This window comes from Brevibacillus humidisoli, assembly GCF_020923435.1.
In the GTDB taxonomy this organism is placed as follows: Bacteria; Bacillota; Bacilli; order Brevibacillales; family Brevibacillaceae; genus Brevibacillus_E; species Brevibacillus_E humidisoli.
This window is the reverse complement of sequence record NZ_CP087263.1, coordinates 500,671-515,377: the sequence shown is the minus strand read 5'-3', so window position 1 is coordinate 515,377 and position 14,707 is coordinate 500,671. Positions and strand designations below refer to the sequence as shown.

Annotated in this window: 13 protein-coding genes; all 13 read right to left on the bottom strand. The window is 53.4% G+C overall.

Annotated elements, in window-relative coordinates; all coding sequences use genetic code 11:
- Positions 1 to 35: 35 nt before the first annotated feature.
- The 13 genes from LOK74_RS02595 to LOK74_RS02535 all read right to left on the bottom strand — a co-directional run bounded on the left by LOK74_RS02595 (position 36) and on the right by LOK74_RS02535 (position 14,567).
- Complete coding sequence (locus LOK74_RS02595; RefSeq protein WP_230045072.1) at positions 36 to 278, bottom strand: thioredoxin family protein; 243 nt, start codon at positions 276 to 278, stop codon at positions 36 to 38.
- A gap of 343 nt (positions 279 to 621) precedes the next feature.
- The gene (nagB, locus tag LOK74_RS02590; protein WP_230045071.1) at positions 622 to 1,368 is read right to left on the bottom strand and encodes a glucosamine-6-phosphate deaminase; all 747 of its coding nucleotides are present in this window, start codon (positions 1,366 to 1,368) and stop codon (positions 622 to 624) included.
- The gene (gene nagA / locus LOK74_RS02585) at positions 1,365 to 2,537 is read right to left on the bottom strand and encodes an N-acetylglucosamine-6-phosphate deacetylase (protein WP_230045070.1); all 1,173 of its coding nucleotides are present in this window, start codon (positions 2,535 to 2,537) and stop codon (positions 1,365 to 1,367) included. Before nagA ends, nagB begins: the two co-directional genes overlap by 4 nt.
- Positions 2,515 to 3,420, bottom strand: coding sequence for an N-acetylmuramic acid 6-phosphate etherase (gene murQ, locus LOK74_RS02580; RefSeq protein ID WP_230045069.1), 906 nt, complete (start codon positions 3,418 to 3,420; stop codon positions 2,515 to 2,517). Before murQ ends, nagA begins: the two co-directional genes overlap by 23 nt.
- Positions 3,410 to 4,402, bottom strand: a complete 993-nt coding sequence (locus LOK74_RS02575; protein WP_230045068.1) for an N-acetylglucosamine kinase — start codon at positions 4,400 to 4,402, stop codon at positions 3,410 to 3,412. The genes murQ and LOK74_RS02575 overlap by 11 nt, the downstream gene beginning before the upstream one ends.
- Positions 4,389 to 5,213, bottom strand: a complete 825-nt coding sequence (locus LOK74_RS02570; protein ID WP_230045067.1) for a carbohydrate ABC transporter permease — start codon at positions 5,211 to 5,213, stop codon at positions 4,389 to 4,391. Before LOK74_RS02570 ends, LOK74_RS02575 begins: the two co-directional genes overlap by 14 nt.
- Positions 5,214 to 5,253: 40 nt before the next feature.
- The gene (locus LOK74_RS02565) at positions 5,254 to 6,171 is read right to left on the bottom strand and encodes a carbohydrate ABC transporter permease (protein ID WP_230045066.1); all 918 of its coding nucleotides are present in this window, start codon (positions 6,169 to 6,171) and stop codon (positions 5,254 to 5,256) included.
- Positions 6,172 to 6,252: 81 nt separating this feature from the next.
- A complete protein-coding gene (locus tag LOK74_RS02560) occupies positions 6,253 to 7,557 on the bottom strand; it encodes an ABC transporter substrate-binding protein (protein ID WP_230045065.1) in 1,305 nt (434 codons plus the stop codon).
- 108 nt (positions 7,558 to 7,665) lie between these two features.
- Entirely contained in the window at positions 7,666 to 8,724 is a 1,059-nt protein-coding gene (locus tag LOK74_RS02555; protein WP_230045064.1) for a serine hydrolase domain-containing protein, read from the bottom strand.
- Between the two features lie 89 nt (positions 8,725 to 8,813).
- Entirely contained in the window at positions 8,814 to 9,677 is an 864-nt protein-coding gene (locus LOK74_RS02550; protein ID WP_230045063.1) for a MurR/RpiR family transcriptional regulator, read from the bottom strand.
- Between the two features lie 95 nt (positions 9,678 to 9,772).
- Positions 9,773 to 10,261: a helix-hairpin-helix domain-containing protein gene (locus LOK74_RS02545; RefSeq protein WP_230045062.1), complete on the bottom strand. Its 489-nt coding sequence runs from the start codon at positions 10,259 to 10,261 to the stop codon at positions 9,773 to 9,775.
- A gap of 1,135 nt (positions 10,262 to 11,396) precedes the next feature.
- Entirely contained in the window at positions 11,397 to 12,134 is a 738-nt protein-coding gene (locus LOK74_RS02540; protein ID WP_230045061.1) for an MBL fold metallo-hydrolase, read from the bottom strand.
- Between the two features lie 36 nt (positions 12,135 to 12,170).
- Entirely contained in the window at positions 12,171 to 14,567 is a 2,397-nt protein-coding gene (locus tag LOK74_RS02535) for a penicillin acylase family protein (protein WP_230045060.1), read from the bottom strand.
- Between the last annotated feature and the right edge of the window lie 140 nt (positions 14,568 to 14,707).

The window sequence follows — 14,707 nt, the reverse complement described above, 5'->3', positions numbered from 1 at the left end:
AATAGGGGCGAACATTGCTTCGCCCCTACATTGTATCATGAACCTGCTTTCACATCATCCAGACTGGCCCCAAAGTTGATATGATAGGCCTTCTCTCCAACTACCAGCGCCGGAACCGACTTTACACCAAATGACTCCGCTTCGGCAATCCGCTCCTGAGCCGTCCCGAGGTGAACCACCTCGAGGTCAAACTTGCTTTTGTCCAATGAGGTAAAAATCATCTGCTCCGCATCGACGCACACTGGGCAACCGGCATGATAAAAAATAGCTTTTACCACAGTAATCACTCCTGATTTTTATTATGTAGGATTCCTACATGTTTTCAATATAACCAGCTTCCCTTTCCTTGGCAAGAACTTTTTTCAATGGGTGCCCCTCTTGCAAACGGTCGGTAGTCGCCTGCTGCTCGTATCCTGCGTTGGCAAGGACTGACTGACTGTGGCTGTACGCCCTATTCGCTTCGCTTGCTTCTCTAACCACGTAAGAAAAGCCGTCAGGGGTAAGTCTAACGTCTAAAACACACGTTTCCTCCCAAACTTGCTTTTCCGTAAACAAAAAGACATGCCCTGATCGTAAGCATGTCTCACCAACAGCTATTCTGTTGTCTGCAAAGAAGGCTTATCAAGCCTTGTACGGCACTCCCTCCAGTTGGGTTGCCGCCGTTTTATCCACCATTACCGTCACATCCGGGTGCAGCTGCAATACGGATGCAGGCAGCTCTTCCGTCACTGGCCCTTGCAGCGCAGCCTTGATCGCCTCTGCCTTTTTCTCCCCGGAAGCAAGCAGCAAAATCTTGCGGCTGCGCATAATCGAGCTGATACCCATCGTCAGCGCGTGGCGGGGCACATCCTCGATCCGCTCAAAAAAACGGGAATTGGCCTGAATCGTGTTTTCCGTCAACGCCACCTTATGTGTCTTCAGGTGAAAAGGGGTGCCTGGTTCATTAAAACCGATATGGCCGTTTTCACCGATGCCCAGCACCTGGATATCAATACCGCCCGCCGCTTCAATCGCCGCTTCATAGCGGCTGCATTCACTCTCCACATCTGCGGCCGTACCGCTTAAAAAGTGGATCCGCTCCGGCGCAATGTTGACGTGGTCAAACAAGTGCTCCTGCATAAAGCGTCGAAAACTCTGCGGATGATCCGGGGTGATCGGATAGTATTCGTCCAGATTAAAGGTGGTTGCCTCGGAAAAGTCAAGCTGCCCCCGTTGATACACCTGCACCATCTCCCGATACAGCCCAATCGGCGTCGAACCCGTTGCCAATCCCAACACCAGTTGCGGGTGCTTGCGGGACTCTTCGATCACGATCTCTGCTGCTCGTCGGCTCACCTGATCGTAGTTGTCAAAAACCTGTAACTTCATCTCTCGCTCAACTCCTGATACACCTGTTCTCCATTAACCCAAGTGGACAGCACACGCAGGTCGTCTGACAAGAGCACCAAATCGGCGTCTTTTCCTGCGGCGATACTGCCTTTTTGCGCCTCTAAGCCCAGCTTGCGAGCCTGATTCGATGTGAGCATCTGCACAGCCGTGGCAAGCGGCAGCCCGGTATACTCAATCAGGTTGGCTAATGCCTTATCCAGGGTGAGCATGCTGCCTGCCAGCACCCCGTCGCCTAGCCGTGCCTCCATCCCCTTGACGTGTACCTCTTGGCCGCCAAGCTCGTAGCAGCCGTCCGTCAGACCGGCAGCCCGCATCGCGTCTGTGATCAGCATGATCTGATCGAGTGAGCAGATCCGGACGAGCAGCCGAATCAATTCCGGCGAAACATGGATCCCGTCGGCGATAATGTCAAAGGTCAGCTCCGGCTGTTCCATGACCAGGCCAATCATCCCGATATTGCGGTGATGGAAGCCGCGCATCGCATTCCCCAAATGAGTGGCATGGCTTAACCCCCGCTTCATGCAGCGACAGCCGCCGTGGTAATCCAGATCGGAGTGGCCGACAGAGGCGATTGTTCCCTGTTCTGTCAGCCATTCCAGCACCGGCTCGTCCTCAATCAACTCAGGTGCAAGGGTGATCAGCTTGATCAGTCCCGGGCGGGCTGCTGCGAAGACGCGCTTCATGTTGTCCAAGGTAGGCGCTTCGATCCAGTCTCCGTTTTGCGCCCCCTTGTACTTGATATTGATAAAGGGCCCTTCCAGGTGCAGTCCCAGTACCTGTGCTCCCTGGCTGCCTCCCAAGTGGTTGTAGTAGGAAACAACCTCTTGGGTTTTTTCAATCGGCGCTGTCATCGTAGTCGCTAAAAGACCGGTCGTCCCGTGGGCAGCGTGAAACCGGCAAATCTCATCTACTGCCTCTTGCGACAGATCCATGAAATCGTGCCCCGCCCCACCATGGACGTGCAGATCGATAAAGCCCGGCACCAGGTAGGCTCCCCGTCCGTCAATCACCTGCTCGGCCTCCATGCCCTGATCCGAACCCACATACTCAATCTTTCCATTCTGAATGATGACCATTCCCTTTTCTAGGAAACGGTCACCGCTCAGAACATTCACATTGACGATTTTAGTTCTGGTTTTCGATGGCATCCCTAATCCTTCCTCCGAAGCGAGTCAAGAGCTCCACCGCTGCCGCTCTGTCCAAACCAGTTTTTTGCATTAGAATCGCCACCCGTGCATCGCCGCCAGCCTGCTCGGCCAACACCTCAGCCTCAGCGTAGCTGATCCCGGTTACTTCCATGACGATCCGCTTGACCCGTTCGCGCAGTTTTTGGTTTGTCGCTTGGACGTTCACCATTAGATTACCATATACTTTGCCCAGATGGATCATCGTAACCGTCGAGATCATGTTAAGCACCATTTTTTGCGCCGTCGCCGCTTTGAGACGCGTCGAACCGGTAACCACCTCCGGACCGACGACCACGTTGATCGCCACATCGACGCCTTCATTTACTTCCGCCACCGGGTTGCAGGACAGAGAGATCGTCTTTGCGCCTCGTGACTTGGCTTCCTGCAGCGCGCCAATCACGTACGGTGTACGTCCGCTTGCCGCAATGCCGACGACGACATCCTGATCTGTAATGCCGTATTTCTGTACATCTTCACGCCCCAGCTCGGGCAGATCTTCCGCTCCTTCGATCGCCTCCACCAGCGCCGACGTCCCTCCGGCGATGACCCCTTGCACCAGTTGGGGGTTGGTGCCAAACGTAGGCGGACACTCTGCCGCATCCAGAATCCCCAGCCTCCCGCTGGTGCCTGCTCCGAAGTAGAAAAGTCGGCCGCCCTTTTGCAGTGCTGCGGAGACGAGATCAACAGCCTTCGCCACTTGAGGAAGCACATCCTCTACTGCATACGCTACTTTTTTGTCTTCTTCGTTCATGATCTTCAGAATCTGTTCAGTCGGCAGCTGATCCAGATTTTGTGTCTGAGCATTTCGCGTCTCCGTCGTCAATTGAAACAGTTTATCCGTCATGTCTGTTCATCCTCTCCTGGTCAATCCAGCCATCCGTGATCGTTTTTCTCACCTGCTCATCTACCTCAATCCCCGCCTCCTGCAGTGCCATCACCAGCGCTCCCACTACCGGGGGGAGTTCTGGAAGAATGACGTCACAGGCAGGGGACAACCGGGCGAGCACTTCCCGGCGCAGCTGGGTATCTTCTGCCAATAGGCCGCCTGCGACAACCACAGGCAAGCCGCTGCCGCACTTTTCTGCGCAAGTCTGAACCAGTTCCGCCAGCGAGTCGGCTGCCTGATGCAGAATCTCCGAAGCCACCTGATCGCCTCTCGCTGCAGCATCCAGCAGCAGATACGACGCTTCAGCGACCCGCTTTCTTACATTGGGGGCACTGTACACGTAGTGGACTAGCCCTGCCGGATCGGCCAGACCCGTCTGCTGGAGGATCAGCTCTGTCAACACGGTGGGCCTGCCTCTGCCGTCAAACTGCCTCATCACAGCGGTCAGAGCCTGCTGTCCCAGATCAAACCCACTGCCTTCGTCGCCCAGCAGATACCCCCAGCCGCCTACGCGGCAGCGCTCCCCTTGCTCCGATATACCGTATGCGATCGAACCGGTTCCGGCAATCAATACGATACCCGGCTTCCCCCACGTGCCGGAATAAAGGGCGGTTACGGCATCGTTGTCAATCACCACGCGATCCGATCCGTCCCCGGCGAGCGAGGATGCGGCGATTCGCTGTTTGGCCTCAGGTCGATCAGCCCCGGCCAGCCCGAAAAAAATCGCATCCAGCTCCGTTCTCTTGATCCCCGCCTCCTGCAACAGGCGGTTGATCAGGGCAGTCAGCGTCTGCTCTACTTCCGCAAAAGGGCGGGACTGCATGTTGGATGAATCTCCTCTCGCTGTGGAGATGATTTCACCCCGTCCGTCAGCAAGAGCGGCGACGGTCTTGGTCCCGCCACCATCGATGCCGATGACGTACCTGTTATTTGACCGCACCAGCCGTCAACCCTTCCATAAATTGTTTCGAGGCTAGGAAAAAGACCACAATCATCGGCAAGGCTGACAACGTCAGGCCGGCAAACAGCATGCTCCAGTCCGCCTCATACTCGCCGAACAAGCCTAGCATGCCGACCGGTATCGTCTTCAGTTCTTCATCCTGGATGAAAATCAGCGGGAAGAAAAAGTCGTTCCAGGCCTGGATAAAGTTGATGATCATCACGGTGCCGAGAGCGGGACGGATCAGCGGCAGCAGGATTTTCCAAAAAACTTGAAAGTTGCTGCAGCCGTCGATGCGCGCCGCCTCTTCCAGCTGTACCGGCAGTGTCCGGAAAAAGCCGGTGAGAATAAACACAGAAATCGGAATGCCGCTGGCCGTATAGATCAAGATCAACGACCAAGGGGTATTAGTCAATGCCAACTGCTTCATCAGCAGAAACAGCGGCACAATGCCCAGCTTGATCGGAATCATCAATCCGATCAGGAAAAAGAAGTAGAGAATCCCGTTCCACTTGTAGGAAAACCGAGCGATGTAAAAGGCCGCCATCGACGAAAAAACCAGGATCAACGCCACCGAAACCACGCTGACAAAGACGCTGTTCAGCAGGAAATCGGTAAACGGCACTGAATCGAGTAGTTTCCGATACGGCTCCAGGCTAAATGCTTTGGGCAGCCCCAACGGATCAGCAAAGATCTCAGCATTCGTCTTCAGTGACGAGACGAGCATCAGGAAGATCGGATAGATAGCGACAAGCGCCAACAAATATGCAACCAGATACTGAACCGATCGCGTGCCAACAGATGGCTTCATCTACGTCCCTCCTTTGTCCCCCATTGCAATACGTTTTCCACTACTGTTGAACCTCTTTCTTCCTCATAAAGTACAGCGAAACGGCTGACATGGAGGCAACGATAAAAAACAGTACCACGGCGAGAGCGGAACCCAGGCCGATCGCCACCGTATCCGTGCCGCCGGAACCGCCAAATGCCAGACGGTAAAAGTACACGGCCATCGTGTCGGTAGAGTAGAATGGTTCGCCCTTTGATCCTTGCATCGCGTACACCAGTTCAAACGCTTCAAAAGCCTGAATAAAGGTGAGCACAGTCATGATCGTAATCGCCGGCATGCACATCGGCAGGATAATCTTCCAGAGCAGGCGAAGACCGCTGGCGCCATCCATCCGCGCCGCTTCCACCACTTCCTCCGGAATCGACTGCAGTCCAGCCAGGAAGATGAGCACAGCAAAACCCATGCCGAACCAACTGTTTACCAGAATAATGGATATCAGTGCTGTATCCGGATCGCCCAACCAGGGCTGTGCCCACTCTTCCATCCCCAGCTTGGTGAGGAAGACGTTGAGTGCCCCAAAGTTGGGATTGAGGATCAGCTTCCAGAGAAAGCCAACGATAATGACGGACAAAAGACGCGGAAGAAAGTAGGCGATTTTGAGAAACTCGCCTCCCCTGATTTTCTGGTAGAGGATATAGGCGAGGATAAAAGCAAATCCGTTTTGCACGATCATCTCTACGATAAAATAGATCACGTTGTGGCTAAAGGCATTCCAGAACATCTCGTTGAACGGCTCCACTTGGAACAACGTGACGAAATTCTCCAGCCCGATGAACTCGCCTTTGGCGATGCCGTTCCAATCGTACAAGCTGTACGTGAAAGCGGAAAAGATCGGGTAGATGACAAACAGTACGTATACGATCAGGGCCGGGATCGGGAAGAGGTGAATCAGCCAGTTCCCCTTACTCTTCGTCTGCATCCTCTCACCAACTTTCTGCCGGTAGTAATCGGTGGTAATGGGAAGGGAGTAAAACTGGTTGTTTTACTCCCCTCGCCCGCACTATTTCTTGAACGGTTCAAACCAGGTTTCTGCCGCTTTTTGCACTTCCTGCGCAACTTGTTCCGGTGTTCTTTCACCCAGATACATGCCCTGCAGTGTATTTTCAATCGTGGCCTTGGGCGTCGGGTTCCCCTCGTTGAAGTGAACCAGGATCAGGTATGGCGTCGAGCTGCTCTGCGACAATTCGGCCATCTTGTTCACAAGCGGATCATCAACGGAGACGCCTGGGACGGCACTGATGCGCTTAAACTCATTGGCAAACAGCTCACCGAACTTCTTGGATGCCAGGAACTCCATAAATTTCTTTGCTTCTTCCTTGTGGGCGGACTTGGCGTTTACACCCCAAGAACCGTCAACCCAGGTAGTGATCACAGACTTGCCGTCTTCTGTCGGCATCGGGAAGAAATCAAGCTGCAGATCCGGGTTCATCTGTCTCAGCACTTCCAACTCAAAGCTGCCGTGGATGTACATCGCTGCTTTTTCGGTGAAGAACAAGGTGCGGATATCGTTGCCGTCCAATCCAGTGAAGTTGTCCGGGAAGTATGGAACCAGCTCGTTCATCCGCTCCAGCGACTTGAGAAACTCAGGGCTGAGGAAGTTGGTTTCGCCCTTCACGATTTGATCGACAAACTGATTGCCGTTGTATGCACCAGGGGCGATGACGCCGTGTGTGAGCGACAGCAGCCAGCCTTCTTTCGATCCGAACGCAAACGGCGTAATTCCTTTTTCTTTCAGCGTTTTGGCGACATTGATCAGCTCATCCCAGGATTTGGGTTCCTGGATGCCATTCTCTTCGAAAATTTTCTTGTTGTAGAAAATTTGCGTGGAGTTGATCGACAGCGGTACGCCGTAGATTTTTCCGTCTTTCGCCGTTGCCGCTGCGATGACATCCTGCGGAAAATCCTTCATCCCTGCCACATCATCCAGCGGTTCCAGATGGCCGGCGTCAGCAAGGGCCATCCCGGACTGGTACGGACGGAGCTGGATGATGTCCGGGCCGCTGTCGCTTTGCAGCGCCGTGTTGAGAATCGTGTTGTATTCCGTTGCTTTAAACGGTTTAAACTCGATTTTTATGCCAGGGTTTTCATTTTCGAATTCCTTGATGATCTTTTCATAGCCGGCTTTATCCTCGACACGCCAACTGTGCATCTGCAGGACAACCTGCTCCTCTTTCGGCTGTTCTCCTGCTGCCTGATCCCCACCATTGCTGGTTCCCGTGTTCCCAGATTCGCCCCCACAAGCGGCGAGGAACATGGAGAGCGCCATCACCATGGCCATAAACGAGGTGAAACGCAATTTCTTCATGAAGAGATCCCCCTTGTTTTTTTATATGAGTATGTTCGACTGAGGCCAACAGCACATAACAGGATCTGTTTTTCCCCTAAGCCCCTCATCGAACGTGCTCCCCAATCGTTATGACTGACCGATCAACTGCTTCATGACGGCATCATGAAGGTAGGGCCGGAGTCTCCTGAGTTGATGTTCTCGTCCGAAGTGGACGGCATTGGTGAGAAAGACCACGGCTGCATCCTGCAGTGGATCAATCCACAAGCTGGTTCCAGTAAAGCCGGTATGACCGTAGCTGTCACGGCTGAAGCGACTGCCGCAGCTTAACGGCTCTCCTTCCTGGTTCACCTGCCAACCGAGACCACGTGCTACAGCGCCGGCTGCAGAGGCAAGCGAGCTGGTTCGGTTTTGTCTCGCAGCAAGCCGCCACTTATCAGAAAGGGCAGGTTCACCGCCGTACAGCCACCAGCAGGCGTAGCGGCAGAGGTCGTCGGCCGTGGAAAACAAACCGGCGTGTCCAGCCACGCCACCCATCAGATAGGCTTTTTCATCGTGTACTTCTCCTGAGATATACGCTTGACGGTCTGAGTCGTATTCCGTCGCAACCGCTTTCAATGCGGGCGGCGGTGAGGAAAGAGGGAGAAACCTCGTGTTCCTCATCCCTAATGGAGCATAGATTTGGCGGGCGACGAAGCGATCGAGACGCTCTCCCGCAACCCGCTCCACGATCATACCCAACAAAATCATCCCGAGATCGCTGTAGATAACTTGAGAACCCGGATGGGCGGCAAGCGGTGCCTGGAAAATCTCGATTGGGACATCGATCGTGTCCGTCCGTCTTTTCGGCAGGTCAGCCGGAAGCCCGGATGTATGCGTTAGCAGCTGTTCAATCGTAATCTCCCGTTTGTCGGCCGAACAATCCGGAAAGAACACAGTCAGTGTCGACCCCAGCGAGATCTGTTTCTGCTGCAGCAGCAACAGCATGGCCGGCAGGGTAGCGGCTATTTTTGTCAGGGAGGCCAGATCAAACAAGGAATCTCGCTCAACCGGTGTTTGCAGATCGCGATGCGCCACTCCAACATCGGCCGCAAACACAACCTGACGATGGCGGATCACACGCAGGGCCGCCCCAGGCAGCAAGCCGGTATCAACCCATTCGTTGAGCAACTGTCTCACTTGTTCCATATTTCCGTTTCAGCCCCCATCATTGACTACGGCTCGTTTTTCACTATTCACTATTCACTGTTCACTATTCACTCTTTTGAACTTGTTGTTCATTTGTCATTGGATGAGCGCTTGGTACGGCTGACTGCGACACGGGTTTTTTCCAGTACCGGAATCACTTCATCCTGTCTGCTGCTAACAAGTGTAATAAACAAGATATCGATGACGTTTAACTGCGCGATCCTTGACGCCATCGCTCCGCTGCGGATGCTCTTCTCCACCGAACTGGTATAAAGTCGGATATCGGCAAGGTCGGCGACCGGCGATGAGCCAAACTTGGTCAGTGTGATAATCTTGGCCCCCTGCTGTTTGGCTTCGGTCAAGGACTGGATGATGTCTTCAGTTTGTCCCGAATAGGAGATACCGAAAGCAACGTCCTGTTCCGTCAGGGTGACCGCTGAGGTAAGCTGTGCATGAAAATCAGAATACGCTTCGCACCACACATTGATCCGGCTCAGCTTCTGTTTCACGTCATCGGCGATCACAGCAGATGCCCCTACGCCGTAAACGTCAATCTTCCGCGCGGTTGCGAGCGCTTCGGCCGCCCGTTGAACTTCCTCGACAGAGAGCACGGATATGGTATCCTGGATAGACTGGATGTTGTTGACGCTGATGGCATGGATGATCGACTCCGTCGATCCCCCCATCATGATCTCCTGATAGCTGCCAGTTGCCATGTTGTTGTTCAGGTCACCGGCGATCCGCAGTTTTAACTCCTGATACCCCTTCATATTGAGAGAACGTGCCAGGCGGACAACCGTAGCCTCCGACACATCACTCAATTCTGCCAGTTTTTGCACAGACAGATTCACCACTTCTTCGGGGTGAGCGAGAATGAACTCCGCTACCCGTCGCTCGGAAGGTTTCAGTTCATCGAGGACAGCTTTGATACTGACAAGTCCTCCATTTATCAAGGGGCTTACACCACTTTCTGTGTGTTCTTATCTTCATTTTATGTAACAATGTTTCAATCGTCAACGTTTAATTAAGAAATAATATTACAAATCGCTCAGCCCTTTTCTGCCTCCTTCCATCCGATCGTTGGCCGGTTGAGCGGGTATCCGTTTTCCGCACGGTAGGTCTTTCTTTCATCAGTAAAGTCCCACCATTGTTTGTCGCTGTCCGGATGCTGCGCATGGTGCACGATGCAGCGCAGAGAATCCTCCACACACGGATCGAGCCAGTAGCCGTACTGCTGCTCCAACTGATCCGTCAACGATGCTCCGTCACAATCGCGAAGCTCTTCCAGCGAGTAGTAGCCTAGATCGATCATCCCCTGCGCGATCACCGGTCCGATCGAAGGAATCTGTTGAAAGAGAGCCAGTGCGGTCAGGTTTTTGGCCCGTTCAAGCGGTATTTCCAGTACGTCGGCTAGCTGCTTGGACTCCAGCCGGGCAATCTCCGCCAGCTTGATCTTCGCCTGGCGCAGGCGGCTGCGTTCCATCGGTGTGAGCGGCAGTTTTGGTGTTTTGAGTCTGGGAGGGGCAGCTTTGTTCATTCCATGCACATCTCCTTTGTCATGAGTCTCATTGGCTATCTGTAGTCTACAAGAACGAGGAAAGGATTGGAAGGTTTGCCCCTCTCCATGGTTTCACTGTACTTTGCCATGGGCAGGAAGGCCGATCTACCCTATCGGAAAAGAGCGTGGCAGTGAACGATGCACCGAATGGTGACTGGTAGGAGAGGATAAGATGGGGACTTCACCCAGAATTGGGGCTTCCTTTGGAGTATTCTGGCAGAAATCGGACGTTGGGGGTGGACAGAGAACAAGGAAAAGCACTTGGGAGCATTGCATGTCTTCGAAAAAGAGGGGACCACAATCTCTATGACAGATAACACCGCGTTCTTTACTTTATTTAACAATAAAAAATAAGAACCGGATAAAACCATCCGGCTCTCAGACTACAAACAAACTCCCTCTGCTGTTCAACCAGTGAGGAGTTCTGCGGTCTCAGGTGGGAAGGCATGCCTTCTCCTTTATCTCTGTTTGCGAGAGGATGGTGCCGGTTTTATAACAGGCGAAGCGCAAAAAGACCCTGCATCGGGAAGGCACAGGGCCGTCTGTGATTCTTTGGAGCTTCAGTTAGTGGGCTGACCTTTCAGATGTTCGACTTCCTCCAACGGAAGTTTTGTCAGCTTGGCAACACGCTATGGACTGTCTCCATCAGCGAGCATCGCCGGGGCAATCTCCAGAGCCTTTATCCACTCGTTCGCTCTTCCCACTTGTCCATCAGCTTCGGGATCTCCATGAAGTGGATTTCCATCAATTCGGTCAGCCGAAACTGCAGGAATGACTCTGCTTGCTATTTGATTTCATACTAGCCGGCTGGATGAGTAAAATCGTGAAAGAACCAAAAGAACCGAACGTAAAGAAAATGGAACAGCATGACTACCAACCACTTTTGTTGTAGTTTTACGTATAAAATGTAGTACGGAATGCCAAACACGATCAGAAAAGCCAAATAGTAGAGTGTGACTCTCAGTGTTAAGAAACCCAGAGGGACATGTTCATTCACTACAACAGCATAAAAGGTGATGAGAAGATATGTGCCAACCACCCTACCATCATTGTTGGCATTGCAAAACCACTCCTCTTAGAAAAATCCTGCTTCTCCCCTTTTGCGCGTCTCCCTCTACACCACCTCATACACGGCACCGCCGCTTGCCAGTTCTATCGGTCCCTGATACTGCTCAGCCGCCTGCCCAACCAGCTTTCGATGATCGCCATAATGCGGCAGATGCGTCAGTACCAGTTTTTTCACACCTGCTTGCGCGGCTAGTTGGCCCGCTTCCCCGGCGGTCAGGTGTCCTCTGATCTGTCCGTACTGTTCGTTGTACAGACTGCACTCCGCCAACAGCAGATCGGCATGCTGAGATAATTGCACCACATCCTGGTTCCACTGGGTATCTGCTGTATACGCGATCACACCGCTATCGTGCTCGATCCGCATCGCCAGACACGGGACGGGGTGAGTGGTGCTGACGAAAGAAAACGAGACGCCTGAGATGTCGATTCTCATCCCGCTGGCAATCGGGACCGCTTGGCAGTAGGTACTGTATCCCATCTTGGCGAACGACGCCTGATCTGCAGCTGGTGCGTAGATGTGCAACGGTTTGGTTCGTTTGCCCAACTGCGTCAGAATCATCACCGCGTACTGCAGGCAATAGACGTCGGCGATATGATCGGCGTGGTAGTGAGAGATGACTAGAGCGTCCAGTTCTTCCAACGCGATATGATTCTGCAGTTGAGCCAGCACGCCGGAACCACAGTCAAGGAGAACATTGCCTTTGTCGGTCTGCAGCAGGTAGCCGGAAGTGGCTTCATTGGCGGACGGATATGCTCCCCAATAGCCGAGTGTTGTCAGTCTCATCCTGATCCCTCCCTTTTTGTCGAATCAAAAAATGGCTCACCTACTTGGAAGCAAGCGAAGATGATGCTCTTCATTCTGGTAGTTGGTGGTGCTGGTCAAATGGTAGTTCCCCTCAGTCCAGTCATCGATTTGATCATCGTACCAAGGGCTCAATCGGTGTCCGGACTGCCCTGGACCGATCACGTTATAGCTTTGGGTCAGATCAGACAGATCAACGACGGTACGCCAGACACCGCCATGCTCCACCTCACCCGTTTGCCCATCCCATCCTGCCATGCCTACGGTTACCTTACTGCCGCCTATCGCCACAGCTTTCAGGTTAAACAGGAGGTCAAGCGGCTTTACCGCGGCCAACGGATGTTCAAACGTGACAGTATGATACTCTCCCCAATTCCAGCTGGCCGGATCGTCCCCTTGCAGTTCCACAATCTTGTCGATCGTGCGCTGAAAGGATTGCAGAGCTACGTTGCCGATGCCTCCCTTTTCCCGGATCCAGGGACCAGGACTGCCCTGGAAACTATCTGTCAGCAGCCGGTCGACGATTCCTGTTTTCCCCTCAAACAAGTCGTCCAACTCCGGATCAATCTGATCGGCAAACAGCGTATCCGCAATCTGGATCATCCAGAGGTTGAACACCAGCGGAGCGGCCAGATCGGGCGCATCCTCGTACTCCCATTGTTTCAAGATCGCGATCGCTTCTCTGTCCAACTCGCGGAGTCCCGACTGCTTCTCCAGTTCAGCAAGCAGTGGAGGCAGCAATTGCTTGGCCTGCATGTTCCGTTTATCCAGCTGCAGTTGTTTCATCTCTTCTGCTGTAAAGGTATCTTTGCTTGCCAACACCTCCAGAATGCGGTTCTGGCGATGGGGCTGAGCCCAGGTGTTGGTGATGTGGTACGGATAGCTGTCGTCGATCACCTTGTTGTTAGCTGTGGCGATCAATCCGGATTCCGGATTGACGACGGTAGGCAGTTCATCCCACGGAATGTATCCGCTCCATTCATATTCATCCGTCCATCCAGGAACAGGTACGGAGCCGTCTCCTGCTTTGCGGATGGGAATCAGACCGTTCGCCCGGTAGGCAATCGTACCGTCCACGCTGGCGAAAACAAAATTTTGCGCGGGCGTGTGAAAGTATTGCAGCGCCTGTTTAAATTCTTCCCAATTTTTTGCTCGATTCATCATCAGCACTGCTTCCAGCTCCGTCGACGGCTCCAGAGCGGTCCATTTTAACGCCAGGGCGGTCTCTTCCTTGTGATCGTGGGCAAACTCTGATAGAAGCGGACCGTGCCGCGTAATCGTCACCTCATACGGAATCGTCGCCCCGCCTTTCACCGCGATGTCCTCCCGTACAACCTCTGCTGTCTCCCAACGGCCCATGTACAGGAACTGGTCAGGCTGCTCCGGATTTCTCTTTTCGATATACAAATCTTGCACATCCGGTCCCACATTGGTGACTCCCCAGGCGATGTGCTGATTATGACCGACGATGATCCCGGGCACACCAGCAAAGATGACGCCGCTCACATCCATATCGGGCGCCATCAGGTGCGACTCATACCAGATCGCCGGCATGCCCAGTCCCAGATGTGGATCATTGGCCAAGAGCGGTTTGCCCGACACTGTCTTTTTACCGGAAAGCACCCAGTTGTTGCTGCCATTCCACTCGTTGGGGATGACCGCTACAGCCAAATGATCTGCGATATCGATGGGGTGTTGCTGCGCGATTTGAACAATCACCGGCGCATCCTCCGGGTAGCTGGGAAACAGATCAAACGCCTTTTCAGCAGGGAAATGCTGAAGCAAATAGTAGCGAAACGCCTGTCCTTCCCAATGACCGCCGAGATCATACGCCATATATTTGCCGATCGTCAGCGAATCGATCGGACTCCAAGGTTCCGGTTGATAGCCAAGCAGCCAAAACTCGACCGGCAGTTTGTTTTCCGCAATCGCTTCCTTCATGTAGGCGTTCACCCCCTCGGCATACCACTCCAGCACCTGCCTGGCCTCCGCCGAGTAGGCAGGAAGCGATGCTTCTGCCGCGCGCCGCAGCCCCATAGTGCGGAAAAACTTATCCCGCTCCACCGCTTTCTCTCCAACCACTTCACTTAGTCGCCCGGATGCCTGACGTCTGCTCAAGTCCATCTGAAACAGTCGATCCTGTGCCGTAATGTACCCTTGCGCAAGGTAGAGATCATGCAGATTGTCCGCTTCGATGTGCGGAACCCCGTTCTGATCGCGATACACCGACACGTCCGCCTGAAGCCCGCTAATGACCACTTCCCCGCTGGTGACGGGCAGACTTTTGGCAAGCAGCCAGTAGCCATACAGTAATAGGGATGCTGCCACTAGCAAAAGAATCAACAGAATGATCAGCGCCATTCGCCAGCCCCTGCGAAGCGAGGAGCGAACGGGCGTGACAACGACAGAGTCCATCTTTTCACCTGCCTGGTTCTTGTTTTTCTTCACAAACCATTTTTTACTATATGTTCCTATTCGAGAGATTTTTCGTCATTCCTTGTTGGCTGAGGAAATAAGAAAAACCTTGAGAGATGATTTATTCCTGCTCTCTCAAG